The 25,946-nt window shown below is 61.1% G+C and carries 22 protein-coding genes and 2 pseudogenes; 18 read left to right on the plus strand and 6 right to left on the minus strand.

Annotated features, from left to right (window positions below; all coding sequences use genetic code 11):
- A complete protein-coding gene (locus GXB78_RS28220) occupies positions 1 to 756 on the minus strand; it encodes a methyl-accepting chemotaxis protein (RefSeq protein ID WP_371699990.1) in 756 nt (251 codons plus the stop codon).
- A 102-nt stretch (positions 757 to 858) separates the two neighbouring features.
- Positions 859 to 2,157: pseudogene (locus tag GXB78_RS28225) on the minus strand (HAMP domain-containing protein); the annotation flags it as partial.
- A 323-nt stretch (positions 2,158 to 2,480) separates the two neighbouring features.
- Here GXB78_RS28225 and GXB78_RS22685 point away from each other — a divergent pair.
- The 3 genes and pseudogenes from GXB78_RS22685 to GXB78_RS28235 all read left to right on the plus strand — a co-directional run bounded on the left by GXB78_RS22685 (position 2,481) and on the right by GXB78_RS28235 (position 5,679).
- Entirely contained in the window at positions 2,481 to 3,797 is a 1,317-nt protein-coding gene (locus GXB78_RS22685; RefSeq protein WP_064361384.1) for a Na+/H+ antiporter family protein, read from the plus strand.
- A 199-nt stretch (positions 3,798 to 3,996) separates the two neighbouring features.
- Positions 3,997 to 4,821: pseudogene (locus GXB78_RS28230) on the plus strand (cache domain-containing protein); the annotation flags it as partial.
- 102 nt (positions 4,822 to 4,923) lie between these two features.
- A complete protein-coding gene (locus tag GXB78_RS28235; protein WP_408005154.1) occupies positions 4,924 to 5,679 on the plus strand; it encodes a methyl-accepting chemotaxis protein in 756 nt (251 codons plus the stop codon).
- Positions 5,680 to 5,879: 200 nt separating this feature from the next.
- On the opposite strand, the gene GXB78_RS22695 is transcribed toward GXB78_RS28235, so the two are convergent.
- Positions 5,880 to 6,815 (minus strand): LysR family transcriptional regulator, encoded by a 936-nt coding sequence (locus tag GXB78_RS22695; RefSeq protein WP_329517096.1) that lies wholly within the window; start codon positions 6,813 to 6,815, stop codon positions 5,880 to 5,882.
- 113 nt (positions 6,816 to 6,928) lie between these two features.
- Here GXB78_RS22695 and GXB78_RS22700 point away from each other — a divergent pair, with 113 nt between their 5' ends.
- The 3 genes from GXB78_RS22700 to GXB78_RS22710 all read left to right on the plus strand — a co-directional run bounded on the left by GXB78_RS22700 (position 6,929) and on the right by GXB78_RS22710 (position 8,593).
- Positions 6,929 to 7,414, plus strand: a complete 486-nt coding sequence (locus GXB78_RS22700) for a DMT family transporter (RefSeq protein ID WP_329517097.1) — start codon at positions 6,929 to 6,931, stop codon at positions 7,412 to 7,414.
- A 3-nt stretch (positions 7,415 to 7,417) separates the two neighbouring features.
- A complete protein-coding gene (locus GXB78_RS22705) occupies positions 7,418 to 7,870 on the plus strand; it encodes a DMT family transporter (protein ID WP_329517098.1) in 453 nt (150 codons plus the stop codon).
- A gap of 555 nt (positions 7,871 to 8,425) precedes the next feature.
- Complete coding sequence (locus tag GXB78_RS22710; protein WP_016775405.1) at positions 8,426 to 8,593, plus strand: metallothionein; 168 nt, start codon at positions 8,426 to 8,428, stop codon at positions 8,591 to 8,593.
- 21 nt (positions 8,594 to 8,614) lie between these two features.
- Here GXB78_RS22710 and GXB78_RS22715 read toward each other — a convergent pair whose 3' ends face one another.
- Both GXB78_RS22715 and GXB78_RS22720 read right to left on the minus strand, forming a co-directional pair.
- The gene (locus tag GXB78_RS22715; RefSeq protein ID WP_329517099.1) at positions 8,615 to 8,887 is read right to left on the minus strand and encodes a hypothetical protein; all 273 of its coding nucleotides are present in this window, start codon (positions 8,885 to 8,887) and stop codon (positions 8,615 to 8,617) included.
- A 48-nt stretch (positions 8,888 to 8,935) separates the two neighbouring features.
- Positions 8,936 to 9,163: a DUF6555 family protein gene (locus GXB78_RS22720; protein WP_016775403.1), complete on the minus strand. Its 228-nt coding sequence runs from the start codon at positions 9,161 to 9,163 to the stop codon at positions 8,936 to 8,938.
- A gap of 146 nt (positions 9,164 to 9,309) precedes the next feature.
- Here GXB78_RS22720 and GXB78_RS22725 point away from each other — a divergent pair, with 146 nt between their 5' ends.
- From GXB78_RS22725 to mnmH, 10 genes are all read left to right on the plus strand, one after another.
- Complete coding sequence (locus tag GXB78_RS22725) at positions 9,310 to 10,077, plus strand: AraC family transcriptional regulator (protein WP_329517100.1); 768 nt, start codon at positions 9,310 to 9,312, stop codon at positions 10,075 to 10,077.
- 210 nt (positions 10,078 to 10,287) lie between these two features.
- The gene (locus GXB78_RS22730; RefSeq protein WP_007969534.1) at positions 10,288 to 10,461 is read left to right on the plus strand and encodes a DUF1427 family protein; all 174 of its coding nucleotides are present in this window, start codon (positions 10,288 to 10,290) and stop codon (positions 10,459 to 10,461) included.
- A 31-nt stretch (positions 10,462 to 10,492) separates the two neighbouring features.
- A complete protein-coding gene (locus tag GXB78_RS22735; RefSeq protein WP_329517101.1) occupies positions 10,493 to 11,449 on the plus strand; it encodes a quinone oxidoreductase family protein in 957 nt (318 codons plus the stop codon).
- 270 nt (positions 11,450 to 11,719) lie between these two features.
- Entirely contained in the window at positions 11,720 to 13,723 is a 2,004-nt protein-coding gene (gene tssI / locus GXB78_RS22740; protein ID WP_329517102.1) for a type VI secretion system tip protein TssI/VgrG, read from the plus strand.
- A gap of 181 nt (positions 13,724 to 13,904) precedes the next feature.
- Entirely contained in the window at positions 13,905 to 14,585 is a 681-nt protein-coding gene (locus tag GXB78_RS22745; protein ID WP_329517103.1) for a DUF4123 domain-containing protein, read from the plus strand.
- Positions 14,582 to 18,172 (plus strand): toxin VasX, encoded by a 3,591-nt coding sequence (locus GXB78_RS22750; protein ID WP_329517104.1) that lies wholly within the window; start codon positions 14,582 to 14,584, stop codon positions 18,170 to 18,172. The genes GXB78_RS22745 and GXB78_RS22750 overlap by 4 nt, the downstream gene beginning before the upstream one ends.
- Positions 18,162 to 19,283: a hypothetical protein gene (locus tag GXB78_RS22755; RefSeq protein ID WP_329517105.1), complete on the plus strand. Its 1,122-nt coding sequence runs from the start codon at positions 18,162 to 18,164 to the stop codon at positions 19,281 to 19,283. The genes GXB78_RS22750 and GXB78_RS22755 overlap by 11 nt, the downstream gene beginning before the upstream one ends.
- A gap of 222 nt (positions 19,284 to 19,505) precedes the next feature.
- Positions 19,506 to 20,615 carry a hypothetical protein gene (locus GXB78_RS22760; protein WP_329517106.1) on the plus strand — a complete coding sequence of 370 codons (1,110 nt, stop codon included), beginning with the start codon at positions 19,506 to 19,508 and terminating at the stop codon, positions 20,613 to 20,615.
- A 172-nt stretch (positions 20,616 to 20,787) separates the two neighbouring features.
- Positions 20,788 to 21,822: a selenide, water dikinase SelD gene (selD, locus tag GXB78_RS22765; RefSeq protein WP_329517107.1), complete on the plus strand. Its 1,035-nt coding sequence runs from the start codon at positions 20,788 to 20,790 to the stop codon at positions 21,820 to 21,822.
- Positions 21,822 to 22,925, plus strand: a complete 1,104-nt coding sequence (gene mnmH / locus GXB78_RS22770; protein WP_329517108.1) for a tRNA 2-selenouridine(34) synthase MnmH — start codon at positions 21,822 to 21,824, stop codon at positions 22,923 to 22,925. Before selD ends, mnmH begins: the two co-directional genes overlap by 1 nt.
- Positions 22,926 to 23,034: 109 nt before the next feature.
- On the opposite strand, the gene GXB78_RS22775 is transcribed toward mnmH, so the two are convergent.
- Positions 23,035 to 23,709, minus strand: a complete 675-nt coding sequence (locus GXB78_RS22775; RefSeq protein WP_253503600.1) for a histidine phosphatase family protein — start codon at positions 23,707 to 23,709, stop codon at positions 23,035 to 23,037.
- A gap of 283 nt (positions 23,710 to 23,992) precedes the next feature.
- Here GXB78_RS22775 and GXB78_RS22780 point away from each other — a divergent pair, with 283 nt between their 5' ends.
- On the plus strand, positions 23,993 to 24,691 hold the full coding sequence (locus GXB78_RS22780; RefSeq protein WP_329517109.1) for a glutathione binding-like protein: 699 nt from the start codon (positions 23,993 to 23,995) through the stop codon (positions 24,689 to 24,691).
- Positions 24,692 to 24,938: 247 nt separating this feature from the next.
- Positions 24,939 to 25,913: a porphobilinogen synthase gene (gene hemB, locus GXB78_RS22785; RefSeq protein ID WP_329517110.1), complete on the plus strand. Its 975-nt coding sequence runs from the start codon at positions 24,939 to 24,941 to the stop codon at positions 25,911 to 25,913.
- Positions 25,914 to 25,946 lie beyond the last annotated feature (33 nt).

Here is a 25,946-nt window from a genome sequence, read left to right on the forward strand (position 1 = left end):
TCAAACGCGAAACTGATCCATCAACCGCTGCTGCTGGTTCGCCAGGCTGTTGAGCGACTGGCTCACCCGGGCCGATTCATTCGCCTGTCCCGACAACGACTCGGTCACATCGCGAATCGTCGCCACATTGTTGTTGATCTCCTCGGCGACCGCGCTCTGCTCTTCGGCGGCGCTGGCGATCTGCAGGTTCATGTCGCTGATCACCGTCACCGCATCGCCGATCTGCCGCAGCGCGGTCACCGCTTGGCCCACTTGCTCGACACTGCCCTGGGCCTGACGATGGCTATTGCCCATCGACCCGACCACTTCCTGCGTGCCGTTCTGCAATTGCTCGATGACCTGGCGGGTTTCTTCCACCGACTCCTGAGTGCGCCGCGCGAGGTTGCGCACCTCATCCGCAACCACTGCAAAACCGCGTCCGGCTTCACCCGCGCGGGCGGCTTCGATGGCGGCGTTGAGTGCGAGCAGGTTGGTCTGCTCGGCGATGGCGCGAATGGTTTCCAGCACCGTGCCGATCTTCTCGCTATTGGCGGCCAGACCCTCGACCTGCACCATCGCTGCGCTCATGTCAGCGGCGAGGGTGTCGATGCTCGCGGTGGTGCGATCGATCACCGTCAGGCCTTGGCGGGTGGCGCGGTCGGCGTCCTTGGCGGCTTCGGCGGCCTGCGCGGCGCTGCGTGCGACGTCCTGGGCGGTGGCGCTCATCTCGTGGGAAGCGGTGGCGACCTGATCGACCTGACGGTATTGCTGCTCCATGCCGGCGCTGGTCTGGGTGGCGATGGCCGAGGACTGGTCAGCGGTGTTGCGCGCGTCCTGCACCGAGCGTTTCACCTCGGCGATGATCGGCTGCAGCTTGTCGAGGAAACGGTTGAACCAGCCGGCCAGTTGCCCGAGTTCATCCTGCTTGTCATAGGCCAGACGCCGGGTCAGGTCGCCTTCGCCGCTGGCAATGTCTTCGAGCATGTGCGCGACGCCGAGGATGGGTTTGGTCACGCTGCGCGCCATCAGCCACACCAGCAGCAGGCCGATCAGCGCGGCGAGCAGGCCGAGGCTCAGTTCGATCAGCGTGCCCGAGGTATTGCTCGCATCCAGTTGTTGCTTGAGCGCTTCGGCGCGGCTGACCAGGACTTTCTCCGGCACGTCCAACAACACGCCCCACGCTGGTCCGTCGGGAATCGGCTGGAATGGCGACAGCACTTTCAACTGGCCGTTGCTGTGCAGGCTGCTCACGCCAGTGCTTGCGGCAAGCAGGCGCAGCAACTCGCTGCCGCTGGCCTGATCCACCGCATCCAGCCGTTGGCTGAGTTTGCCGGCATCCGGGCTGTAACCGGCGAGCAGGCCAGCGGGGCTGACGATACTCACGGCGGTCTGACCGTCATACAGCTTGCGACTGGCGTTCTGGCTGATCGCTTGCAGGCTGTTGAGGTTGATGTCGACCGACAGCGACGCAATGACTTTGCCGTTGACCTGCAGCGGGAAGACGATGCTGGTCATCAGCACTTTCTGCCCGTCGATGACATAGAAGTAAGGCTCGATCACGCACGGTTTGAGGGTGGTGCGCGGGCAGGTGAACCAGGCGTTGGCGGCCTGACCGCTGGGGCCGGTACTGGTGTCGCTCATGTCGCTTTCCGGCAGCGCCATCGAAGTGACTTTGCCCGGCGTCGGCTGCGACCAGTACAGGGCAAAACGGCCCTTGTCGTTGCTGCCCAGCTCAGCCTGATCGGCGAACAGTTCGTCCTTGCCGTCCAGCGCATTGGCTTCGAACACCAGCGACAGGCCGAGCAGCTCCGGGTTGGCTTGCAGCGCGGATTTGACCTGACGGGTCATGTCCTCGCGCAGGTCGAAGGCATCGAGAAAACGCTTCTCGGCCTGCTCACGCAAAAACAGCACCTGCCGCGAGAAACCGTGGCCGTACTGATAGGCGTCCATGAACTGCTGGCGAATGCCGGCGGCCTGCACCTCGCCCTGCGATTCGATCCGCGCCTGCGCCGATTCAGTGAGCATCTCCATGCTCGACGCCTTGACCAGCGCCGAGCTGTGTTCCATGCGATACAGCGAAAGACCGACCAACAGGGTCACGATACCGGCCAGGCAGAGCCCGGCGAGCAGGGTGATTTTCCATTGGATGGAAAGTTGTCTGAGCGACATGGAGAACATCCTTATCCGATAAATATCTGAGACTTTGCACTGTAGCGGCCTAAAAGCAGGTTTCTTGAGCTGCAAGCTGCAAGCGGCAAGCCACAAGCCACAAGCCACAAGCCACAAGCTGCAAGCTGCAAGCGGCAAGCCACAGGCGCTATGGCTATCGCTTTTCGCCTTTTTCTTGCCGCTTGAAGCTTGAAGCTTGAAGCTTGCAGCTGCTTCCTTCAAAGTGCGCCCCCTCTAATAAGACCCTCTTTGCAAATCCGCCGACCAACCCCGGGCGGACTCATCCTGTCTGGCGGTGTGTTTTCACCCGCAGTGTTTTTTGAGGTAGTGAAATGAATGCAGTCATAGCAGCCGTCGGCGTCATGCTGATCCTCAGCCTGTCGCGCGTGCATGTGGTGATCGCGCTGATCGTCGGGGCGCTGGTCGGTGGCCTGACCGGTGGTCTGGGCATCGAAGCGACGCTCAAGGCGTTCAACAGCGGCCTGGGCGGCGGCGCGACGGTGGCGTTGTCCTACGCCTTGCTCGGCGCTTTCGCCGTGGCGATTGCCAAGTCCGGCCTGGCCCATGCGCTGGCCGACAAGGCCCTGGCCATGGTGGATCGGCAACATGCGACCGGCGGCGGTAACGTCAAATGGCTGCTGATCGGCCTGCTCTGGGTGGTGGCGATTGCTTCGCAGAACATTCTGCCGATCCACATCGCGTTCATTCCGCTGCTGGTGCCGCCGCTTCTCTATGTACTGACCAAGCTGCAACTCGATCGGCGCCTGATCGCTTGCGTCATGACCTTCGGTCTGATCACTCCGTACATGTTCCTGCCGGTGGGCTTCGGCAACATCTTTCTCAACGAAATCCTGCTGGCCAACGTCGCGCGCAGTGGCGTCGACATCAGCGGTATCAATGTCACCCACGCCATGGGCATTCCGGCGCTGGGCATGCTGGTCGGCCTCGGCATCGCGTTTATCAGCTATCGCAAGAAGCGCGTCTATGACCTGGCGAAGATCGAACAAGTCGAGCAGACCGCGGTGCAGTACAACCCGCTGAGCCTGATGATTGCCGGTGTGGCGATCGCCGCCGCGTTCGTCATTCAGCTATTGCTGGACTCGATGATTATCGGTGCGCTGGCCGGGTTCCTGATTTTCTCGGCATCGGGCATCGTCAAGTGGCGCGAGACCGATGATCTGTTCACCGAAGGCATGAAGATGATGGCGATGATCGGCTTCATCATGATCGCCTCGTCCGGTTTCGGCGAAGTGATCAAGGCCACCGGCGAGGTGCAGACGCTGGTAGAAGCCTCGGCGGCGTGGATCGATCACAGCAAGGGCGTCGGTGCGCTGATGATGTTGCTGGTGGGGCTGCTGGTGACCATGGGCATCGGTTCGTCGTTTTCCACCGTGCCGATCCTTGCGGTGATTTTCGTGCCGCTGTGCGTGCAACTGGGCTTCAGCCCGATCGCCATTGTCTGCATCGTTGGTACTGCCGGTGCGCTGGGCGATGCCGGTTCGCCAGCCTCGGACTCGACCCTCGGCCCGACCTCGGGCCTGAACATCGACGGCCAGCATCACCACATCTGGGACACCGTCGTACCGACCTTCCTGCACTACAATTTGCCGCTGCTGGCGTTTGGCTGGGTGGCGGCGATGGTTCTCTAAAAATCCACAATTACCCAATGTGGGAGCGAGCCTGCTCGCGAAGGCGTCGTGTCAGTCGACACACAGGTTGCTGACCCAACGCTTTCGCGAGCAGGCTCGCTCCCACAGGGGGCGGCGATGTTTCAAGACTCAACTTTTACCGTGGCGTGCCGTTAAAGCCTTTAACCACGCCAACAAAACCAAAAAAGTGAGTCCGCCGATGCGCCTGAGTCTGAAGGCTAAAGTCCTGTCCCTTGCCGTTCTGCCGGTGCTGCTGTTTGCGCTGGTCATCAGCGTGACCACGCTGTTCATCCTCCAGGAACAGGCGCGCAAGGAAGTCGAGCAGACCCGCGAGCGGCTGCTCAGCGACGCCAAGGCCACCCTGCAAAGTTATGTTGCCGTGGCCATGACCACGATCAAACCGCTTTACGACGCCGCCGCCCCGGGTGACGACGCGGCGCGCGCGCAGGCAATCAAATTGCTCTCGGGCATCCGCTACGGCAAGGACGGCTACTTCTTCGGCTACGATTCCGAGACCGTGCGCCTGTTCAAGGCCAACGATCCCGATGGCGTGGGCAAAAGCTTCAAGGACAACCGCGATCCGAACGGCGTCTACGTCAATCTCGGCCTGGTCAAAGTGGCCAAGGACGGCACCCACTATCTGCAATACAGCTCGCCGTTGCCGGGCAACGCCAAGGTGCTGGTGCCGAAACTCGGCTACACCGAATACCTGCCGAAGTGGGACATGGCGGTCGGTACCTCGGTCAACCTCGACGGCATCGAAGCCCAGGTGGCGCAGGTCGAGGCGCAAGTGCAGGAACGTGTGCAAGGCGTGGTGCTGAGCATTGTCGGCGTTGCGGTACTGGTGCTGCTGGTGATCGCGGCGGCGGGCATGCTGCTGGCCAACACCATTCTGCGTCCGCTGACCCTGATGAAAGCCAACCTCGACGACATCGCGGCGGGCGAGGGCGACCTGACCCGGCGCCTGAACATCACCAGCCAGGACGAACTCGGTGAACTGGCCGGCTCGTTCAACCGTTTTGTCGACAAGATTCACGGCCTGGTGCGGCAGATCACCGAAATGACCACGCAACTGACCGGGCTGGTCACCCAGGTCTCGGAACAGGCGCAGCGTTCCGATCAGGCCATGGGGCGTCAGCGCCACGAAACCGATCAGGTCGCCACGGCGATCAACGAGATGTCCGCCGCCGCTCAGGAAGTGGCGAAGAGCGCGCAGAACGCCGCCGTCGCTGCCCAGCAGACCGACGAAGAAGGCCAGAGCGCCAAGCGCGTGGTCGCGGGCAGCATCAAGCAGATTCATGCGCTGGTCGATGACATCCGCAGCAGCGGCGTGTCGCTGGACAGCCTGCAGCAGGACGTCAGTTCGATTGTCGGCGTGCTTGGGGTGATCCGCTCGATTGCCGAGCAGACCAATCTGCTGGCCCTCAATGCGGCGATCGAAGCAGCGCGCGCCGGTGAGGCCGGGCGTGGCTTCGCGGTAGTCGCCGACGAAGTGCGCGCGCTGGCCAGCCGCACGCAGATCAGCACCCAGGAAATCCAGGGCATGATCGACCGCTTGCAGGCGGGCACGCAGCAGGCGGTCGAAGCGATGCGCCGTTCCAGCGAGGCCGGCGACGGCACTTCCCAGCAAGCCAATCAGGCCGGCGCGTCGCTGGACGCGATGGCGCAGTTGATCGCGACGATCAACTCGATGAACGCGCAGATCGCCAGCGCAGCGGAAGAGCAGACGGCGGTGGCCGAAGAGATCAACCGCAGCGTGCACCAGATTGCGGTGGCGGTGGACAGCGTCGCCGATGAAACGCAACTGGGTGCGCAGACCTCGCGCAGCCTGGCGGAGCTGGGGCAGCGGTTGGGCAAGCTGGTCGGTCAGTTCCGTATCTGATGGCCTGAAAAGCCCCTCACCCTAGCCCTCTCCCAGAGGGAGAGGGGACCGATTGGGGGATATTGCGGGATTACGCCGACCTGAAAGTCCTGCTTTGAATCCATAATCGACGCGGTTTTTCAGGTCGATGCAGGAGGTGGTACACCTCGGTCGGTCCCCTCTCCCTCCGGGAGAGGGCTAGGGTGAGGGGCTCTTGATCTTCAGGATCTGTCCCAATAGGGAATCTCGCCAAAGCATTCAACAAAAAAATCAATCACCGTCCTGACCTTCACCGACAACCGTCGGCTCCCCGGCCACAGCACGGCGATCTGCTGCGGCTCCAGACTGTTCGACACCTGATACTCCCCGAGCACCGGCACCAGTGTGCCTTCGCGCACCGCTTCGCCAATCAGCCACGACGGAAACATCACCAGCCCCAACCCTTGCTGAGCAGCCTGGGTCAGGGTGTCGGCGTGGTTGCCGGTGATCGGGCCTCTGACGGTGTAGGGCGTCCAGTCCTCGCCATCACGGCGGAAAAACCAGCGCTGCTGACCGGCCGCGCCTTTGTAGGCCAGGCACTGATGCTGCGCGAGTTCGTCGGGATGCTGCGGGATGCCGTGGCGTTTGAGATAGGCCGGACTGGCGGCGACCTGAAAACGGTGCGGCGCCAGAATCCGTGCCTGCATGCTCGAATCGTGCAGCGGGCCGATGCGAAACAGCAGGTCGGCGCCTTCCTGCAGCGGGTCGATGTAATGGTCGGTTTGCTGGATATCCAGTTGCAGCTTCGGATAGCGCGCGCACAGCTCACCGAGCCAGGGTGTCAGATGACGCTGGCCGAACACCACAGGCGCGTTGATTCGGACCAGTCCGGTGGGTTCGCTTTGCTGTTCCTGCAACGCCTGCTCGGCTTCTTCCAGTTGCACCAGCAGCAATCGCGCATGGTGGCCGAGCGTGCGCCCGGCTTCGGTCGGGGTGACGGCGCGGGTGTGGCGGTAGAGCAATTGCTGGTTCAGCGCCTGTTCCATCAACTGGATCTGCCGCGAAATGGAGGAGGGCGCGACGCCTTCGCGGCGGGCGACTTCGGAAAAACTGCCGTGGTCGAGGACTGCCACAAACAGCCGTAGCGCTTTGAATCCGAGTTCGTTGAGCCCGTGCATACTGTGTCTCGCTGTGCGTGTTGCGCAAAGGTGTTGTCCGGATGCTCCCATTTATCGCACAGCGGCGCCAGCCGATAATCCGCGCCATTGTTTATGAGCGTGGAAGGTTGTGTATGCAGACGTTGGATGAGGGGATGGTCGCGGCACCGGCGAAAAGATCGGTGTTGCGTCTGCTGTTGCTGCCGCTGGTGATTCTCGCTGGCATGGGCTTGTCGGTGGAGGCCGGGTTGCTCGGGCCGTTGGGCGAGCAGGTCGGGCATTTGTGGGCGACGTTGAGCATCTTCGGCGTGGGCTCGGCGATTCTGTTTTTGCTGCTGCTGTTCGCCGGCCCGCAAAAAGGTCCGGCGCTGACCGAACTGCCGCGCTGGCAGTTGATCGGCGGTTTTCTCGGGCCGATCTACGTGGTGGTGCTGACGCTGGCGACGCCGCACATCGGCATTGCCATGACGATGATTGCGATTTTGTCCGGGCAGGTCGGCAAGAGTGTGCTGATCGACCATTTCGGCTGGTTCGGCGCGACGCGCAAGAAGGTCAACGGCGAGCGCTGGCTGGCGTTGGGCTTGATTGTGGTGGCTTTGGTTCTGATTGCGCGGGGGTGAGTGATGGGTCTGGTGATTTTGTTGGCGGTGGTGGTGTTGGCCGGGGCGGTGTTGAGTGTTCAGGCGGCGATCAATGGGCGTCTGGGTGAAACGGTGGGGGTGCTGCGTAGCAGTCTGCTGACGTTTGCGGTGGGCGCGCTGGTGACCGGGTTGTTGATTGTGTTTTTCGAGCCGGCGCAGGCGGTGAGTCTGCTGGAGGTGCCGAAGTGGCAGTTGACCGGGGCGCTGTTTGGCGTGGTGTATATGATGGTGATGGTCGGCGCGGTGCCAGTGGTGGGAACGGCTGTGGCGACGGTGGCGGTGATTGTCGGGCAGTTGGGGATGGGGATGTTGATCGATAATTTTGGCTGGTTGGGCAATCCGGCGATCGGCTTGTCTTCGAGTCGGATGCTGGCGATGGGGTGTTTGGCGGTGGCTTTGGTTTTCATGTATCGGAGTACGCGGCAGGCGCAGTGATTTTATTTGTTTGACTGTGTACATATCCGTTGCTGCGGGGGTTGCTGATTACGGTTTCGCCCTTACGGCGAGGCACTTTTTCCAGACGCCGAAAAAGTACCCAAAAAGGCTTCGCCCTGACGTTCGGCCCGCTCGCTGGGGCTCGGGGTTCCTTCGCTCCGGGACTGATCCTGGCGCAGCGGCTCCGGTTTGCTTCGCTGCACCTCCTTCCGCTGTGTACGACTGCGTCGTACGGTCGCTGCGCTCCCACGCCCGGATCAATCCCTCCACTCAGCCTGCCGACGGGCTCTGAGATCAAGATCAAGAGCGGTACTCGAGCTAACGCTCATCGTGTGTGGGAGCTGCCGAAGGCTGCGATCTTTTGATCTTGCTTTTCTTTGCTTTGCTTTGCTTTGCTTTGCTTTTGCTTTTCTGTGGGAGCGAGCCTGCTCGCGAAAGCCATCTCTGCGTCGCTCAATCTCTCATCAGTTGACCAGCCTGCAAAACCACCTTCTACACTGTCCCTTACAGCTTGCTCGCAAGCCTCAGACAACCACCACTCAAGGAGTCTGTCCCATGTCCGATAAAAAATGCGACTGCCCCGGCTGCAACTGTACGATCAAAGAGGGCGAACATTCCTACGCTGTGCACGGCAAACACTATTGCTGCGAGGCTTGCGCTCATCACCACAAGCACGGCGAAGAATGTGCGATGAAGGGCTGCGGTTGCGCTCATCCGAAATAGGCACGCCAAAAAAAGTGGAGCCTAATCAGGCTCCACTTCCATTTTCAGACTGTCGTCTTCCCTTCGCTCAAAGTGCCTCACCGTACCCTGCAATGTTCGCCCTTCGACTTTCACCACCACGATCTTCGCCTGGTCGAGGTCTTCCGGCACCGGTGCCTGGACGCACAAGGTGAAGCGGTAGGGGTCATCCGCCACCGTTTCCAGTGCGACTTCGCATTCCACCGTTTTGGTGATCTGGCCGAAGAAGGTGGTCAGGCCGTAGTCCAGTCGGGCCGGGTGGTAAGTGTCGGTCATCGGTCGATTCCCCTGTCGATTGCCAAGCCTGCGGTGAAGGCGATGGGGTCAGTTGGTCTGGCGCCAGGTGACGTTTTCCAAGCCGAATTTTTCTGCCATCGGTTTGCTGGTCTTTTGTACTTTCTCGCGGCCGAAGCGCGGGATGCGACCCACGCCCGCGTCGCAGCTTGCCCAGTGCCAGGCTTCGGCGTTGTCCATTTTGTCCGAGCGGATAATGAACGACTTGGGGGTGCCATGCAGTGTGTAGTCGATGACGTAAAGTTTTGCGTTGTTCATAAAGCCCGTATTCCTCCCTGTGGTAATAAACGGATCGCGCTGTGCCGAGAAAATTCAGTTGGATTGTCCGACGGTATCTATCGTTGGCGAGGGCGGGGCGTGCTGGTTACCATGGCGGCTTCGCCAACCCCCTGTGAACGCTCGCCATGGCCCTCGCCGCGCCCCCTGATCTGACCGACACCGATGTGCCCGTGCAACCGCTGGCGCGGACGTATCCGCGTGGTTTGTTCATCGAGCCGCACGAGCATGTCTGGGGGCAGTTGCTGTATGCGATGAGCGGGGTGATGTGGGTGGAAACCCCGCACGAAGCGCTGGTGGTGCCACCGCAGCGGGCGGTGTGGTTGCCGCCGGGGGTGCCCCACGGGATTCGTGTGGTGTCGGACTTGCAGATGCGCAATATCTACCTGCGCCCGGCGCTGGCGGCGACGCTGGATGCAACGGTGCAGGTGATCGAAGTCGGCGGTTTGCTGCGCGAATTGATCGTCGGGCTGGTGGCCCAGGGCGATGACAGCGAACCTGAGTATTACGGGGCACTGGTCGGGCTGGCGTTGCTGGAGCTGCGCCGGGCACGGCGTTCGCAACTGAAGATTCCGCTGCCGGATGAGTCCGACCGGCGTCTGATGAATCTGTGTCAGGCCGTGATGGCCGCGCCGTCGCTGGAGATCCCCTTTGAGCAGCACGCGGAAAACGCCGGGGCCAGCGTGCGAACCCTGGCGCGGTTGTTCAAGGACAGCCTCGGCATGGGCTTCGCCGAATGGCGGCGCCAAGTGCAGCTGGCGACGGCGGTGGCGGCATTGATTCAGGGCGTGGCCGTGAGCGTCATCGCTCGTGAACTGGGCTATTCACCGAGCAGCTTCAGCGACATGTTTCGCCGGGAGCTGGGGGTGGCGCCTTCGCAATTCTCGACAACTTGAACAGATCCCGGTGGGAGCGAGCCTGCTCGCGAAAGCTTTGGATCAGGCAATGATGGGCTGACTGGAAGACCGCATTCGCGAGCGGGCTCGCTCCCACAGGGTTTTGTGACGACTGCAGAAGGTTTGTCCGAAATTCAGAAGTCCTTGGCCGATACCGCTCCGCCCGTTTCCCTAGACTCTGCCCATCACTTACCACGGCGGAGTTCCCCCATGAACTACCTCATTTCTCTGGCGATTGGCCTGGGCGTCGGCCTGCTCTATGGCGCGCTGGATTTCCGTTCTCCCGCACCTCCGGCCATCGCGCTGGTTGGTCTGCTCGGCATGTTGGCCGGTGAGCAGTTGTGGCCGATGGGCCGGCAACTGGTCGCTGGCTGGTTGTCCTGAATTTCCCTTTTTCTTTTCGGTGGATGTGCCCATGAAAGCGTTGCAATTCGATCAGACCGGCGACCTGTCTTCCCTGCGTTTCGTCGACGTGCCGACCCCGGTGCCCGGCGCCGATGAAGTGCTGGTGCAGATCAAGGCTGCGGGCCTCAATCCCAGCGATGTGAAAAACGTCCTCGGTCGTTTTCCCTACACCACTCTGCCGCGGATTCCGGGGCGGGATTTTGCCGGGGTGGTGGTCGAGGGGCCGCAAGCAATGATCGGTCAGGAAGTCTGGGGTACCGGGCGCGAGCTGGGCTTCTTCGCCGACGGCGCCCATGCCCAATTCGTCAAGTTGCCGGCCAGCGGCGTGGCGGACAAACCGGCGCATCTGAGTTTCGCCCAGGCCGCCAGCCTCGGCGTGCCCTACACCACGGCTTGGGATGCGCTGGAACGCAGCCTGGTCAGCGCCGACACGCGCTTGCTGGTGATCGGCGGCGGGGCAGTGGCAACCGCTGCTTTGGCCCTGGCAAAAGTACGCGGCGCGCAATTGCTGGCGGCGGCGCGCCGGTCCGAGCAGGTAGCGGATTTGCAGAAGCAGGGGTATCAGACGATTCAACTGGATAAGCCTGAAGAGCTCGGTGCGCAGGTCAACGCGGTGTATCGCGGCGGCGCCGATGTGATTTTCGACACCACCGGTTTCTGGCTACCGGCCTCGGTTGCAGCACTGGCCACTTTCGGTCGCATCGCCATCATCGCCGCGCCGGTCGACGGCCACGTGCAATTGCCGGCGCTGGCGCTGTATCGCAAGGGGGGCTCGGTGGTCGGCATCAATTCTTTGCTGTACGGCGTCGAAGCGTGCGCGGCGATGCTCAAGCAGTTCGGGCGGTTCTTCGATGAGGATCGCTTGCCGCTGCCGCAGGGCTTGGTGGAAGTGCCGCTGGCTGAAGGGCTCGCGCGCTATGAAGAGGTCAATCAGGGTGGTGGCGACAAGATCATTTTGCTGCCCTGACTCACGCAAACCCCTGTGGGAGCGAGCCTGCTCGCGATGGCGGTAGATCAGCTAAACAGTCGGCGACTGACACACCGCTTTCGCGAGCAGGCTCGCTCCCACAGGGGAAATACATAGGATCCGGGATCATTTCCGTAGGACCCCGGCCGTTTCTCTGTGAGCCACGTCCTTTTCGCTCGCAGACCGACAAAACAGGGAAAGGTCTGACTTCACCCATTGCAGCCCGCCATTGCACAGTCCCGTCTTTCAATCAGACACAGGGACAGGTGGATGCTCATTGCTGGCGGGCCCGTTGTTTTCACTCTCGAGATAGAAGGCGTTTCCCACGATCTTCAAGTGTTCGGCTTTCGCACCCGGGAAGCGCTCAACCAGACCTATGAGCTGGATCTGGAGTTGGTCAGCGAGCGCCATGATCTGGATCTGGAAGGCTTGCTGCACCGGCCGGCCTTTCTCTGTTTCGGTGCCGACGGTAGCGGCATGCACGGGCTGGTCTATCGGGTCGGCCAGGGTGATTGCGGTGTTCGGCTGAGCCGTTACCAGATCACCCTGGCACCGCATCTTGCCTACCTCGCGCATCGGCGCAATCAGCGGATTTTCCAGAACCTGAGCGTGCCGCAGATCATCGCCAATGTGTTGAGCGACCACGGCATGCAGGCCGATGCCTGGCATTTTCAGCTCAGCGCCGAGTACCCGGCGCGGGTGTATTGCGTGCAATACCAGGAGTCCGATCTGCACTTCATCCAGAGATTGTGCGAGGAGGAGGGCGTGCACTTTCACTTTCGCCACCGCCGTAAGGCGCACCTGTTGGTGTTCGGCGACGATCAGACGGCGTTTCTCAAACACGACGTGACGACCCGTTATCTGCAGGGCAACGGCCTGGTTGCCGATGCGCCGGTTATCGACCAGTTCACTGTGCGCCTGGAGCCACGCTGCAACCTCGTCGAGCGCCGCGACTATCACTTCGAAAAGCCTGCGGTGCAGTTGGATGCCAAGGCCAGTGCAACACGGGTTCCGCTGCTGGAAGATTATGAGTTTCCCGGGCAGTTCACCCATCGCGAGCGCGGCAAGCACCTCAGCCAGCGTGCGCTGGAGCGCCATGGTGCCGATTATCGCCTGGCCAACGGGCGCAGTAATCAGGCGCTGATGCGCGGCGGCAGCTTCATGACCATGGCGGGTTACCCGCGCGCCGACTGCAACGATTTATGGCTGCTGACCGAAGTCGAGCACATCGGCAAACAGCCGCAGGTGCTCGAAGAAGCGTTCACCGAGCAGGCTGACGCAGATGGCTTCAGTCAGGGCTACCGCAACCATTTCGTCGCGACACCGTGGGACGTGGTGTTTCGCCCGCAGCTCAAGCATGTCAAACCTCGCGTCAGCGGCAGTCAGTTGGCGGTGGTGACCGGCCCGCCCGGCGAAGAAATCTACAGCGATGCCTACGGTCGCGTGAAGGTGCAAATGCTCTGGGATCGCGACGGCCAGCGCGATGAACAGTCAAGTTGCTGGCTGCGCGTGGCCACCGCCTGGGCACATGACCGCTACGGCAGCGTGCAGATTCCGCGGGTCGGCATGGAAGTGCTGGTGGGCTTCACCGAGGGTGATCCGGACAAACCGCATTTGCTCGCCTGCCTGCCCAACGCCGAAACGCCGGTGCCACTGGACCTGCCGGCGCAACAGACGCGCAGTATCTGGCGCAGCCAGAGCAGTCCCGGTGGCGGTGGTTACAACGAACTGCGCATCGAGGACCGGCAAGGCGCGGAAGAAATCTCGATCAGGGCGCAGCGCGACTTCGTTCAGCACGTGCTCAACGACTTGCGTGTGCAGGTCGACAACCTGCACAGCCAAGTGATTGGCGGCGTCTCCAGCCTTGAGTTGCGCGACGAGGAACATCACCTGACCCACGGCAATCGCCTGACTGAACTCAAGCAGGACGATCATCTGTGGGTGCAGGGCGAACAGCATGTACGGGTCTCCAGCCAGCGCGTCAGTGCCGCGCAGCAGCTGCATTTCGGCGCGGGCGAGCAGGTGGTTTTCAACAGCGGCCTGCAGATCACCCTGGCTGCTGGCGGGCATTGGCTGACGGTCGGCGCGGCCGGCATTTTCAGCAGTGTGCCGGTGGTGCAGGGCGGGGCGCCGGCGGTGTGCATGCCAGCGCAACCGTTGCTGCCGGGCGCCACGCCGCTGCTCAAAGCGACATTCGATGCGGTGCAGCAACGTCATGCGCTACTGACCACGCGGACCTCGCGTTGCCTGATCTGCGAGGCGGCCCAGGCATGAGTCTTTTGACGGATTGGCCTGAAGGTTTGCCGTGGGCTGAGCAGCAGGCGTTTGTGCTGCTCGATGGTGCAACGATCGCCGATTTGCCAGCGCAACTGCGAAGGCTCGATCCCGCCGCCAACGCTTTCGCGCTGTACGACCAGCCACCGTTTTCGGCCCTGCGTGAGTCTCGCCGCTGCTGGTGGCGCTCGCTGGCGCTGACGATCCGCTGGCGCGGTATTTTCTGCAGCATGCCGAGCAGGAATGGGGCGTGCTGTTGTTCAGCGCCGCGCCAGTGCATGAAATCGTCGCGCACTTGCGCCAGTTGCTGATCGTCGAGTTGCCGGTCGGCTCGCCGGTGTTGTTGCGGCTGGCGGATGCCGCCGTGGCGCAGGCGCTGTTTGCCAGCGGCGATGCGAGTCTGTTCGGGCCGCTGGGTTGTGTGGTCACGGCGGATTGTGCCCGTGGAGTCTGGCACTGTCAGCGACCTCGGCACGGGCAGGGTGGGGCGTTGGTGGCGCCGTATCGGTTGAGTGCCGAGCAGGATGCCGCGCTGGATCGGGTGGATCGGCGGCGGGTGTTGCTCGACATCGATGCGCACCTGCTCAAGCACTTTCCTGACTTTCATGCCGGGGACACGGCAGTTGAACGCTGGCAGTTGCTGGAACGCATCCACGCCCATGCCAGCGAGCTTGCCTTGAGCAGCCCGTCCGAGATTCTGCTGTACGCGAACGTCGTGGCATGGCTGGACGATGCCGCGTGCAGACGGCATCCGCAGATCCATCAGCTGATGCACACACCTTCGCTGCAATCCCCCGGCGAGCGCGTTGCGATTGCCGCTGCAATGGCCTTCCGATGGGCCTCTGAGAGACATCAATCATGAATCACCCCGCCAACCTCGATGCGTTAGCCGCCTCGAAAGCGCCCATTGGTGCGCCAGCCGCCTGCCCCTTGCGCAACACCCACGTGCAACTGCTGCCCCTCGCGTACGGCCTTGTCGAAAAACCCTTCGACCCCAGCACCGAACTCACGCTGCCGTACACCCTGACCACGCGCCCCATGGGCATCCGCCGCCTGCGCGATGGCTGGCTGTACATCGTCGACAGCCTCAGTGGCGAGCTCTACGAATACCGCGTGCTCGACGGCGTGATCAGTGCATTGCTGCATCGGGGCAAAAGCGTCAGCGAGGATCAGCGCAGCGCCATCGAAGAACGTCCGGCGTTGATCTTCTCGCGCAAAAGCACCCTGTACGTGACCTTCGCCGACGTGCAGTTGAGCGCGGCGAAATGCCGACAAGTGCTGGACAGCACGGAGGAACGCGAGCACTTCATGCAGGCGGTCGATCTTGGCCCGGTGCATTGTCTGATCGGCGGCGAACATCTGCTTACCGTGGCCCAGGCGAAACAGTGGCTGGCGGAAGTGGCCTGCACAGCGAAACCGCTGGCCGAGGCAGACGCCACGCGGATGCCGACGGTGCAGGTCAGCGATGCGCCGGAGCATGAACGCGAACCTTATTTGTGGGAAAACCCGCGACGTTTTCGCGAGGCACATATCGGCGAATTTCTTGGTCGGGTGCGCGGGCCTTATCAGGACGACACGCTGTTTCTGTTGGTCAACGACGACCTCGGGGTGATGCGTGATCTGGCTGATTATCAGGACCTGGTGGTCGGCTGGATCGAGCAGTGGAGCAACACCGACAACAACGAGCGCGACTATCTGCTCGCCAGTTACATCGAGTCGCTGAGCCAGCTCGGTGCTCAGGATTTCGACACCCTGGCCAAGGCCAGCCAGGATCCGCGCGCCCAGGCATTGTTCGCTGAACTGGAGCAATTGCCCGAGCCAGATCGGGAAAATACCCGGCAGGCGCTGCTCGAGTATTTGAACAAGGGTGGTGAGGTTGTCCCGACCGATACTCAGGCTCGACCTGAACTGCAACAACAGCGCGAAAAGGCATTGGACGAGTCGCTGGCGCTGAACCGCTTTGATGGCGTCGCCCCTGATTTCACCGCGCACGCTCGCGTCACCGCCGAGGCGGACCGGCGCTTTTATACCCGCGAATATTTTGCTGAAGTGGCCCCGGCCGACTTCGTCGAACGTCACCTGAGCACATTGGTCGAGCTCGGCAAGGACCAGAGCCGGCGCATGAAAGACGTGCTCGACGGCCCGCTGCTCAGCGGCAAACGCGGCATCAACGACCTGATCGACCGCCCGGCCATGGACGAGGTGCTGAACAGTCATCGCGACAACCTCGGACGCTGGAATCGCCTGCTCGAACGCATCACCGCCGATCGCGCGCAACTGCTGTGCGCCGGGCGTTTCCATCGCTCGGCATGGTATTTCGACGCACAACTGCCGGCGCAGATCGATCAGGCTTTCGCCAGCGAATACGCCTGCCTCAAGGACATCGGTCGCAGCGACGCGGCCAACGAACAAATGCTCGGTTACCTCGAGCAACACCCGCAACTGACCCGCCCGCTGTTCTACACCTTGCCGCTGCGCTTGCAGACCGAACAGGCCGGGCAATATTCAACGCTGTTCAACGCCGGCATGGCGATGTTCAACAACCTGCCGGACTGGCTGGCCAAATTGCAGAGCATCGAGCAGCCGCAGCTGCCCGCGCTGGACGATCTGCCCGCACACAGCCGCGTCCTCGCCGATGCCGTGCAAGACACCTACAGCCCGGCGCTGAACCTCGGCCTGAGCCGGGCGCTGGAAGGCTTCGACCTTGCCGGCGAGAAAATCCCCGACCTCGACGAGCTGTTCCAGCGCTTGCCCAAAGCCCTGCGCCTGCGCGTGTTCGACGCCGCGCGAACCAGCGGCGTGACCTTCACCGTGTCCACCCCGGCGGAACAAGCGGCGCTGCAAGCCACGATCAAGGAAGTGCTGCGCGAACGCGACTACCTGAAAACCCTCAACCGCGAACGCAACCAGCTCACCCACAACAAAAACCGCCAAGGCCACAAAACCGCCCGGGCGGTGGAATTGCAGCAGGAAATCGTCCGCGTGCGTACGCAACTGGCACTGTTCGAAGGCCGCCTCGCGGCAGCGTTGAGCCCGATTGATGAACTGCCGGATCGCTCGGCACGGCTGTACGGCGCCACACCGGCGAAAGCGGGATTGACGGTGGTGTTTCCGCCGGCGCAGCAAGGGGAATTGCGTGGGTTGCTGGAGAATATTCGCGCGGGAGTGGCGGGGGGGTCGAAGGCGAGTCTGGTGCGGACGGAGGGGATGGGGTTGTTGGTGGTGTTGGTGCAGGTGGTGAATTTGGTGGGGGCTTATCGGGAGGTGATGAAGCAGACGAGGGACAGGAAGAAACGGGCGGATTTTGTTGCTGCCGTAATCGCGACAGGCGCAGCCGGATTTACCGCTGCGCAAGGGCTTGCCGATACGGCGCTCAAGGCTCGAAGCGCGAGTCTTATTGCCAGCATGCAGGTTGAAGCGCTGCGACAGGTTCATGTGCAGATGGGGAAGTTGCATGTTGGGTTGGGGGCGTTTACTTATCTTCTGGGTTTGAGAACTTCGTTTGCCAGCTTCAGAATTAGCGATCGAAAGTGGCAAGATGCAATTCGTAGTGGCACTCAATTTGAGCAGAAAGCGGCTGCGGTGGCGACGTTGGGCGCCGCAGGTATGGTTGCAACTAACGGATATGGGGCGAGCAACACTTTTCACGCTTCTTTTAAAGTGTTGACTGCAGCGAACAGTTCGGCACGCGCAGCGGCGTGGGCTGCCGCTGGCACACGTCTTTCTACTGTATTTTTTCGCTTCAATCTCGCCGGTGCGTTGTTCACCGTGCTGGAATTCGTCGGAACGTGGCTATTCCATCGCTACAACCTCTCTGCCCACGATAAGTGGTTGAAAATCACGCCCTGGAGCCGTGATGAAGAGATGCGCGGTGACCACTCCCTGGATGACTATCAAAATTATCTGGCGTTTTTGATACACGCTCCTTACGCCCAATCAGGACCTGATCCCAGTGACACCTGGCTGAAGACTTTATTATTTGGCGCCAAACCCAGTGATATTCATTTGGTTCTGCCGAGGCTGGCGCTAAACGATCTTCTGCCGCCGTTAAACGGTAAACCGAGTCAACGTTTGGGAATCGGTGCCCATCGACTTGTTGCACCGCTGCATGGTCGCGGTGTGCCGCAAGTGCGCAAGGAAGTCATCAGTGAGGAGATATTGAGCAGTCTGCGAATCGTGAAATCGACACCAGATGGTTTGGTGCTCTGCCTTCAATACCCTGTCCGTCCCGATTCTGAATACGCGCCTGCAAAGGAAACGCTAGAACTTGCCGTATGTATTCAGTCCGTCAATGGCAAAGGCGAGTCAGAGTCACGAACTCGTGTGATTCATATCGCCCCCCGGGATACCGGCCATTTTGCTGTAGTAGTTCCGGGTTCGGTCAAGGAGAACCCTCCGGTTCTACTGGTAGAAACTCACTATCTCGAATGGGCTGACCATGCTGAATAATCGTAGTAATCCTCTTTCCAGTCCGGAATGTGAGGGGGTTAAAAAAGCGGGCGATATTGAGCCGTTCCCAAGCGGGAAGATTACCTATCTCGCACCGTTGCCATTACCTACATCAATGCCGCCTTACGGACCTCATATCGGAGCGTTCAATGACGGATACATGGACTTTGGTCTCGGCTCACTGGAGGTATTCCCATGGCAGCTAATTCTCGGCGGGACGACCGCAGGAACTTTTATGGTTCTCGTTTTAGTTCCTTTGTTCACGGGCTTGCTAGGGATTCTTTTTGGCTATGGAAACGAGGCGATTTGGGAATCAATGGTTGGTGTATTCGAAGTGGCGTTGGAAAATGAATTAATTTGCGGTCCCTTGATCTTGCTCATCGGTATTGGCGTCTGGCACCACCACCACAAAAAACGCCTCTCCCTCATCCCAACCCGCTTCAACCGCCAACGCCGCGAAGTCTGCTTCATGCCCGAAGGCGCCATCGAGCCAGTCTTCGTCCCCTGGGAATCGCTCAGCGCCTGGATCATCGAAGCCAAAGGCGCCACCCAGTTTGGCATCCACCGCCAATACGGCATGGGCATCGGTTTCTACCAAGGTGAAAATCTCATAAGCCAGGAATTCCAATGCGCCGGCCTGGAGCTCGCGATCAGCCATTGGGAAGCGATTCGCGGTTACATGGAGTACGAAGTCAACGACCTCAAATCGATTCAGGATTTGCAGGATCTGCAAGGCCCGGACGACCCGCCCCACGAAGGCCTGCACACTTTTCGTAACGCCCGCGCGCGGATGCACCAGCAGATCCGTGAAGGCCGGCGCTCGCGGTTGTCGGGGTTCTTTTGGTACCTGTATCACGTCATGACTTTATGGACGATTCCCAACCGTTTGGTCGAATGGGAAGTGCGCCGTCTGGAAAGAATCGGCAAACAGGCGCTGCCGGAAATCATGCGCGAATGGTCCGAGCCATTGCCGAAAGAGCAATGGGCCAAGCCCAGCGAAGAGCTGTTGCGGCTGAGCGAACAGGTGCGGCGGATGAACAAGCGCCAGCCGCATCGGCCGATTACGCAGATTTTCGCTGAGGTTTGCAGGCGAGCTGAGGGCGGATGTTGAGCAGTTTTGTGGCCAGTGGGTCGGAAGTTTTTTGCCTGTTTGCGCGCCTTCGCGAGCAGGCTCGCTCCCACAGGGGACCGCGTTGGATGCGGATGTTTCGGTTGAACTTGGCCGAGGTGGGAGACCCTCGGTGCGGCCATTTTTCGGTTGTTGCTACCGGGTCGGTCAAGGAAAACCCTCCGGTACTGCTGGGAGAAACTCAATACCTCGAATGGGCTGACCATGCTGAATAATCACAATGAGCCCGTTGTTGATGCGCAATGTGAGTTGATCAGAAAAGCGGGCGATGTAGAGCCGTTTCCAGGCGGAAAGATTACCTATCTCGCACCGTTGCCATTGCCCACACCAATGCCACCTTATGGCCCGCATATCGGTGAGCTCAATGATGTTTACGTGGACTTCGGATTAGGCCAGCCGCAAGTTTTTATGTGGCAAATGACGTTGGGGGGGCCGGTCAGTTTAGCGGTTATGGTCATTTTCATATTCCCCTTGATTACGGGAATGCTGGGTATCGTATTCGGCTATGGTCCAACGCTCATCTGGGAATCAATAGTGGGTATATTCCAAGCAGGATATGAAAGCGCTTTACTGACCGAGCCTTTGATTTTACTGATTGGCCTGGGCGTCTGGCACCACCACCACAAAAAACGCCTCTCCCTCATCCCAACCCGCTTCAACCGCCAACGCCGCGAAGTCTGCTTCATGCCCGAGGGCGCCACCGAACCAGTCTTCGTTCCATGGGAATCGCTCAGCGCCTGGATTATCGAAGCCAAAGGCGCCACCCAATTCGGCATCCATCGCCAATACGGCATGGGCATCGGTTTTCATCACGGCGAAACCCTCACCAGCCTCGAATTCCAATGCGCCGGCCTGGAGCTCGCGATCAGCCATTGGGAGGCGATTCGTGGCTACATGGAGTACGAGGTCAACGACCTCAAATCGATCCAGGACCTGCAAGACCTGCAAGGCCCGGACGACCCGCCCCACGAAGGCCTGCACACTTTCCGCAACGCTCGCGCGCGGATGCATCAGCAGATCCGTGAAGGCCGCCGCTCGCGGCTGTCGGGGTTCTTTTGGTACCTGTATCACGTCTTGACTTTATGGACGATTCCCAACCGTCTGGTCGAATGGGAAGTGCGCCGTCTGGAAAGAATCGGCAAGCAGGCGCTGCCGGAAGTCATGCGTGCCTGGTCCGAGCCGCTGCCCGAAGAGCAATGGGCCAAGCCCAGCGAAGAGCTGTTGCGACTGAGTGAACAAGTGCGGCGGATGCACAAGCGCCAGCCGCATCGGCCGATTACGCAGATTTTCGCTGAGGTTTGCAGGCGGGGCTGACTGGGCGGTGCAGGCAGGTTCGACTACTTTCGCGAGCGGGCTCGCTCCCACAGGAGACCACGGTACAAATGTGGGAGCGAGCCTGCTCGCGAAAGGGCCGCTCGATCAGCACTGAAATCTGCGCTCTCGCGCTCTGCTAGAATCCGCCCCATTCATTGCCAGAGACTCTCCCATGAGCGAGCCGATTCGTCTGACCCAATACAGCCATGGCGCCGGTTGTGGCTGCAAGATTTCCCCGCAGGTGCTGGAAGTGATCCTTGCCGGCAGCGGCGCACAGAACCTCGATCCGAAACTCTGGGTCGGCAATGCCTCGCGCGATGACGCGGCGGTGTATGAGATCGATGCCGAGCGTGGTGTGGTCTCGACCACCGATTTCTTCATGCCGATTGTCGATGATCCGTTCGACTTCGGCCGCATCGCCGCGACCAACGCGATCAGCGACATCTACGCGATGGGTGGCGATCCGTTGATGGCGATTGCGATCCTCGGCTGGCCGGTGAATGTGCTGGCGCCGGAAGTGGCGCGCGAGGTGATTCGGGGCGGTCGCTCGGTGTGCGACGCGGCGGGCATTCCGTTGGCGGGTGGGCATTCGATCGATGCGCCGGAGCCGATTTTCGGCCTCGCCGTCACCGGTCTGGTGGAAAAGCGCCACATGAAACGCAACGACACCGCCACCGCCGGTTGCCTGTTGTACCTGACCAAACCGCTGGGCATCGGCATCCTCACCACCGCCGAAAAGAAGGGCAAGTTACGCGCCGCCGACGTCGGTGTCGCCCGTGACTGGATGTGTACGTTGAACAAGCCCGGCAGCCGTTTCGGCAAACTCGCCGGCGTCACCGCGATGACCGATGTCACCGGTTTCGGCCTGCTCGGGCATCTGGTGGAAATGGCCGATGGCAGCCAGTTGACCGCGCGCATCGCCTACGACCGTGTGCCGCGTCTGGACAGCGTCGAGTACTACCTCGACCAGGGCTGCGTGCCGGGCGGTACGCTGCGCAATTTCGACAGCTATTCGAGCAAGGTCGGCCGCGTGCAGGAACTGCACAAGCGCGTGCTGTGCGATCCGCAAACCAGCGGCGGTCTGCTGATTGCGGTCACGCCTGAAGGCAATGACGAGTTCCTCGGTCTCGCCGCTGAACTGGGCCTGAACCTTGAGCCGATCGGCGAACTGGTCGAGCGACAGACGAACGCAGTCGAGGTGATTTGATGCTCCGCGACTGCACCGACTACCGCGACATTTTCCTCAACGACCGGCCAATGATGGATGCCCGCGCGCCGGTCGAGTTTCACAAAGGCGCGTTCCCCGGCGTGGTCAATCTGCCGCTGATGAACGATCTGGAACGGCAGAAGATCGGCACCTGCTACAAGCAGCACGGCCAGCAGGCGGCGATCGAACTGGGCCATCAACTGGTGTCCGGCGCAGTCAAGGCCGAGCGCATCCAGGCCTGGGCCGACTTCGCTCGGGCTCATCCTGATGGTTATCTGTATTGTTTTCGCGGCGGTCTGCGCTCGCAGATCACCCAGCAGTGGCTGCGCGACGAGGCCGGCATCGACTATCCGCGCGTTGGCGGCGGCTACAAGGCGATGCGCAGCTTTTTGATCGAGACCCTTGAGCAGGCCATCGCGGAGTGTGATTTCGTTTTGCTCGGTGGCATGACCGGCACCGGCAAGACCGAAGTGCTGGTGCAATTGCGTAACGGTGTGGATCTGGAAGGCCACGCGAACCATCGCGGCTCCAGTTTCGGCAAACGTGCCACCGGGCAGCCGTCGAACATCGATTTCGAGAATCGCCTGGCCATCGACTTCCTGAAGAAACGTGACGCCGGTATCGAGCAGTTTGTGCTCGAAGACGAGAGTCGCGTAGTTGGCAGTTGTGCCTTGCCGCTGCCGCTGTATCAGGGCATGCAGCAGTACCCGATGGTCTGGCTGGAAGATCGTTTCGAGGATCGTGTCGAACGGATCCTGCGCGATTACGTGGTCGACCTGTCGGCGGAGTTTGCCGACGTGCACGGTGAGAACGGGTTTGCGCTGTTTTCCGAACGTCTGCTGGAAAGCCTCAACAACGTACAGAAACGCCTCGGCGGCGAGCGCCATTCGCGGATGCTGGTGCTGATGGAGCAGGCGCTGGCCGAGCAGGGCCGCAGCGGCGCGGTGGATTCGCATCGCGGCTGGATCGAGGGTCTGCTGCGCGAGTATTACGACCCGATGTATGTGTTCCAGCGCGAGAAGAAGGGCGGGCGGATCGAGTTTGCCGGAGAGCGGGGGGCGGTGATCGAGTATCTGCGCGGGCGGGTGAGCCAGAAGGTTTGAGGCGCAGGCGACTGGCCTCTTCGCGAACAGGCTCGCTCCCACAGTTGAAATGCGGTTCCCTGTGGGAGCGAGCCTGCTCGCGAAGTCGCAAGGTCAGGCGATACAAAACTCAGGTCGGGCAGGTGGCCTTGCCGTTATCCAGCCCCTGCTTGTAGCTATGGCTCTGCAGGCTGGCCTTGCCGTTGTGCCACTTCAGGGTCAACACATACAGCGAATCGAAGTCGTTGCCCGCCCAGTCTTCGGTAATGTTCTGTTTTTTGCCGACCGCGTTGCCGGCGACCTTGTTGATCAGCTCCGGCAGATAGCCATGGGACCAGGCGGTGTAGATCGTCGAGTTGTGATACTTCTCGTCCAGCAGCTCGCGGGCCAGATCGCTGGTGTCGTTGGCGGAGAACTCGATGTTCACCGGCAGGCCAAGCTTGATCGCGGCGGGGCTGATGGTCATCAGCGGGCGAATGTAGCTGTAGGAGTTGTCCAGTTCGCCTTCCTCGACGTTGCGCGTCGGGTTGGCGGCGAACACGTAGTCGGCCTTGCCGAATTTTTCCGGCAGCAGGGTCGACAGGTCGATGGCCCGGTTCAGGCCTTGGCAGTTGAGCTGACCGAGGCCGCCTTCGGGTTTTTCCGCGTGGCGCAGGAACACCAGCGTCTGCGTGCCGTCCGCCGGTTGCGCACGGCTTTCACTGGATTCGAGGGACAGAAAAAGCGCGCTGACTGCCAGCAGGGAGGGCAGGGCCACGTACGCGCGATGTTTGAAACGTTTGGCGAAACTCATCAGGTTCGTCATCAATTCGAAGATTCTTCAGCAAAATCGGTTAAGGCTGACAAACCTTGGCACCGCGGGCTCCCAGCACCGGGTGTTTCCCTGTCGTGAACAGCTTCCTCTGCGAGAAAGGCATAGCTCAGAGTCCTGTAATGCCCGTTTGGTTCGATCCGGGCCAGTGCGCAGCACTCTAACGGCAACCTTTGCGGGCATGGCGGCAGGTTAGCGACAGGATGTTACGGTTCGTGTAGGCGCCAACCCGGGCCTACATTATGATCGGCTTTCAATTTGTGACTGGATGCTTCCAATGACCGATCTGTCTGCATTCCCGATTACTCAGAAATGGCCGGCGCAGTACCCGGACTGGATTCAGCTCTACTCCCTGCCGACCCCCAACGGCGTCAAAGTGTCGATAATGCTCGAAGAAATCGGCCTGCCGTACGAGCCGCACCGCGTCGGTTTCGACACCAACGACCAGACCTCGGCGGAATTTCTCTCGCTGAACCCGAACAACAAGATCCCGGCGATCCTCGACCCGCATGGCCCGGAAGACAAGCCGCTGGCGCTGTTCGAATCCGGCGCGATCCTGATTTATCTGGCCGACAAGAGCGGCCAGTTGCTCGCTCAGGAAGGCGCGCTGCGCTACGAGACCATCCAGTGGCTGATGTGGCAGATGGGCGGCATCGGCCCGATGTTCGGCCAGCTCGGCTTCTTCAACAAATTCGCTGGCAAGGATTACGAGGACAAGCGCCCGCGTGACCGTTATGTCGAGGAGAGCAAACGCCTGCTGAATGTGCTCAACACCCGCCTCGAAGGCCGCGACTGGATCATGGGCGAGCGCTACACCATCGCCGATATCGCCACATTCCCGTGGGTGCGCAATCTGCTTGGCTTCTATGAGGCCGGGGATCTGGTCGGGATTGAGAATTTCCCCAACGTCACCCGGGTGCTGGAACGCTTTCTCGCTCGCCCGGCGGTCATTCGCGGCCTGACCATACCGTCCTGACCCAACACAGTCGCCACTGTGGGAGCGAGCCTGCTCGCGAAAGCGTCTTATCAGACAATATTTCTGTGTCTGACCCAGCGCATTCGCGAGCAGGCTCGCTCCCACAGGGGAACTGCATCATCAGCAGGATTGTTGCACCTGCGGTAACGCTCTCTTGGCCGATCCAGGTTTGTCCCGCACCCGCCGCAAGGCATAAGCTTCGCCCCCTACGACTTTCGTCTCATCCGCTGTTTTCAGGAAAGGCCCCATGTCCAGTCAGTTCCCCGAAGCACGTCCCCGCCGTCTGCGCCGCAATGCGAGCCTGCGCAGTCTGTTCCAGGAAACCGAATTCAGCCTCAACGATCTGGTCCTGCCGATTTTCGTCGAGGAAGAGATCGACGACTTCGTGCCGATCACCAGCATGCCCGGCGTGCAGCGCATCCCCGAGCGCAAACTGGCCAATGAAATCGAGCGCTATGCCCGTGCCGGCATCAAGTCGGTGATGACCTTTGGCGTGTCCCATCATCTCGACGCCAATGGCAGCGACACCTGGCGCGAAGACGGCCTGGTCTCACGCATGTCGCGCATCGCCAAGGACGCTGTGCCGGAAATGATCGTGATGTCCGACACCTGCTTCTGCGAGTACACCGACCACGGCCATTGCGGTGTGATGCACAACCACGAAGTCGACAACGACCAGACTCTGATCAACCTTGGCAAACAAGCCGTAGCGGCCGCCCGCGCCGGGGCTGACGTGATCGCACCGTCGGCAGCAATGGACGGCCAGGTGCGCGCGATTCGCCAGGCGCTCGACGCTGCCGGCTTCACGCAGATTCCGATCATGGCCTACTCGACCAAATTCGCCTCGGCGCTGTACGGTCCGTTCCGCGAGGCCGGCGGCAGTGCGCTCAAGGGCGATCGCAAAAGCTATCAGATGAACCCGATGAACCGCCGCGAAGCTCTGCGCGAATCGCTGCTCGATGAGCAGGAAGGCGCCGATGCGCTGATGGTCAAACCGGCCGGTGCTTACCTCGACATCATCCGCGACATTCGTCAGGCCTCGAACCTGCCGCTGGCGGCGTATCAGGTCAGCGGCGAGTACGCGATGATCAAGTTCGGCGCCCAGGCCGGGGCGATCGATGAGGATCGCGTGGTGCGCGAAAGCCTTGGCGCGATCAAGCGTGCGGGGGCGGATCTGATCTTCACTTACTTTGCGATGGATCTGGCGCTCGCCGGGATCTAAGCAGCACCTCGTACCCCTGTGGGAGCGAGCCTG

The organism is Pseudomonas moraviensis subsp. stanleyae (assembly GCF_036283065.1).
Classification (GTDB): domain Bacteria; phylum Pseudomonadota; class Gammaproteobacteria; order Pseudomonadales; family Pseudomonadaceae; genus Aquipseudomonas; species Aquipseudomonas stanleyae.

Excerpts from the sequence above, each read along its gene's own strand:
- GXB78_RS28220 (WP_371699990.1), bottom strand. The coding sequence starts at position 756 with ATGGAGCAGCAATACCGTCAGGTCGATCAGGTCGCCACCGCTTCCCAC.
- GXB78_RS22685 (WP_064361384.1), top strand. The coding sequence starts at position 2,481 with ATGAATGCAGTCATAGCAGCCGTCGGCGTCATGCTGATCCTCAGCCTG.
- GXB78_RS28235 (WP_408005154.1), top strand. The coding sequence starts at position 4,924 with ATGGGGCGTCAGCGCCACGAAACCGATCAGGTCGCCACGGCGATCAAC.
- GXB78_RS22695 (WP_329517096.1), bottom strand. The coding sequence starts at position 6,815 with ATGCACGGGCTCAACGAACTCGGATTCAAAGCGCTACGGCTGTTTGTG.
- GXB78_RS22700 (WP_329517097.1), top strand. The coding sequence starts at position 6,929 with ATGCAGACGTTGGATGAGGGGATGGTCGCGGCACCGGCGAAAAGATCG.
- GXB78_RS22705 (WP_329517098.1), top strand. The coding sequence starts at position 7,418 with ATGGGTCTGGTGATTTTGTTGGCGGTGGTGGTGTTGGCCGGGGCGGTG.
- GXB78_RS22710 (WP_016775405.1), top strand. The coding sequence starts at position 8,426 with ATGTCCGATAAAAAATGCGACTGCCCCGGCTGCAACTGTACGATCAAA.
- GXB78_RS22715 (WP_329517099.1), bottom strand. The coding sequence starts at position 8,887 with ATGACCGACACTTACCACCCGGCCCGACTGGACTACGGCCTGACCACC.
- GXB78_RS22720 (WP_016775403.1), bottom strand. The coding sequence starts at position 9,163 with ATGAACAACGCAAAACTTTACGTCATCGACTACACACTGCATGGCACC.
- GXB78_RS22725 (WP_329517100.1), top strand. The coding sequence starts at position 9,310 with ATGGCCCTCGCCGCGCCCCCTGATCTGACCGACACCGATGTGCCCGTG.
- GXB78_RS22730 (WP_007969534.1), top strand. The coding sequence starts at position 10,288 with ATGAACTACCTCATTTCTCTGGCGATTGGCCTGGGCGTCGGCCTGCTC.
- GXB78_RS22735 (WP_329517101.1), top strand. The coding sequence starts at position 10,493 with ATGAAAGCGTTGCAATTCGATCAGACCGGCGACCTGTCTTCCCTGCGT.
- tssI (WP_329517102.1), top strand. The coding sequence starts at position 11,720 with ATGCTCATTGCTGGCGGGCCCGTTGTTTTCACTCTCGAGATAGAAGGC.
- GXB78_RS22750 (WP_329517104.1), top strand. The coding sequence starts at position 14,582 with ATGAATCACCCCGCCAACCTCGATGCGTTAGCCGCCTCGAAAGCGCCC.
- GXB78_RS22755 (WP_329517105.1), top strand. The coding sequence starts at position 18,162 with ATGCTGAATAATCGTAGTAATCCTCTTTCCAGTCCGGAATGTGAGGGG.
- GXB78_RS22760 (WP_329517106.1), top strand. The coding sequence starts at position 19,506 with ATGCTGAATAATCACAATGAGCCCGTTGTTGATGCGCAATGTGAGTTG.
- selD (WP_329517107.1), top strand. The coding sequence starts at position 20,788 with ATGAGCGAGCCGATTCGTCTGACCCAATACAGCCATGGCGCCGGTTGT.
- mnmH (WP_329517108.1), top strand. The coding sequence starts at position 21,822 with ATGCTCCGCGACTGCACCGACTACCGCGACATTTTCCTCAACGACCGG.
- GXB78_RS22775 (WP_253503600.1), bottom strand. The coding sequence starts at position 23,709 with ATGACGAACCTGATGAGTTTCGCCAAACGTTTCAAACATCGCGCGTAC.
- GXB78_RS22780 (WP_329517109.1), top strand. The coding sequence starts at position 23,993 with ATGACCGATCTGTCTGCATTCCCGATTACTCAGAAATGGCCGGCGCAG.
- hemB (WP_329517110.1), top strand. The coding sequence starts at position 24,939 with ATGTCCAGTCAGTTCCCCGAAGCACGTCCCCGCCGTCTGCGCCGCAAT.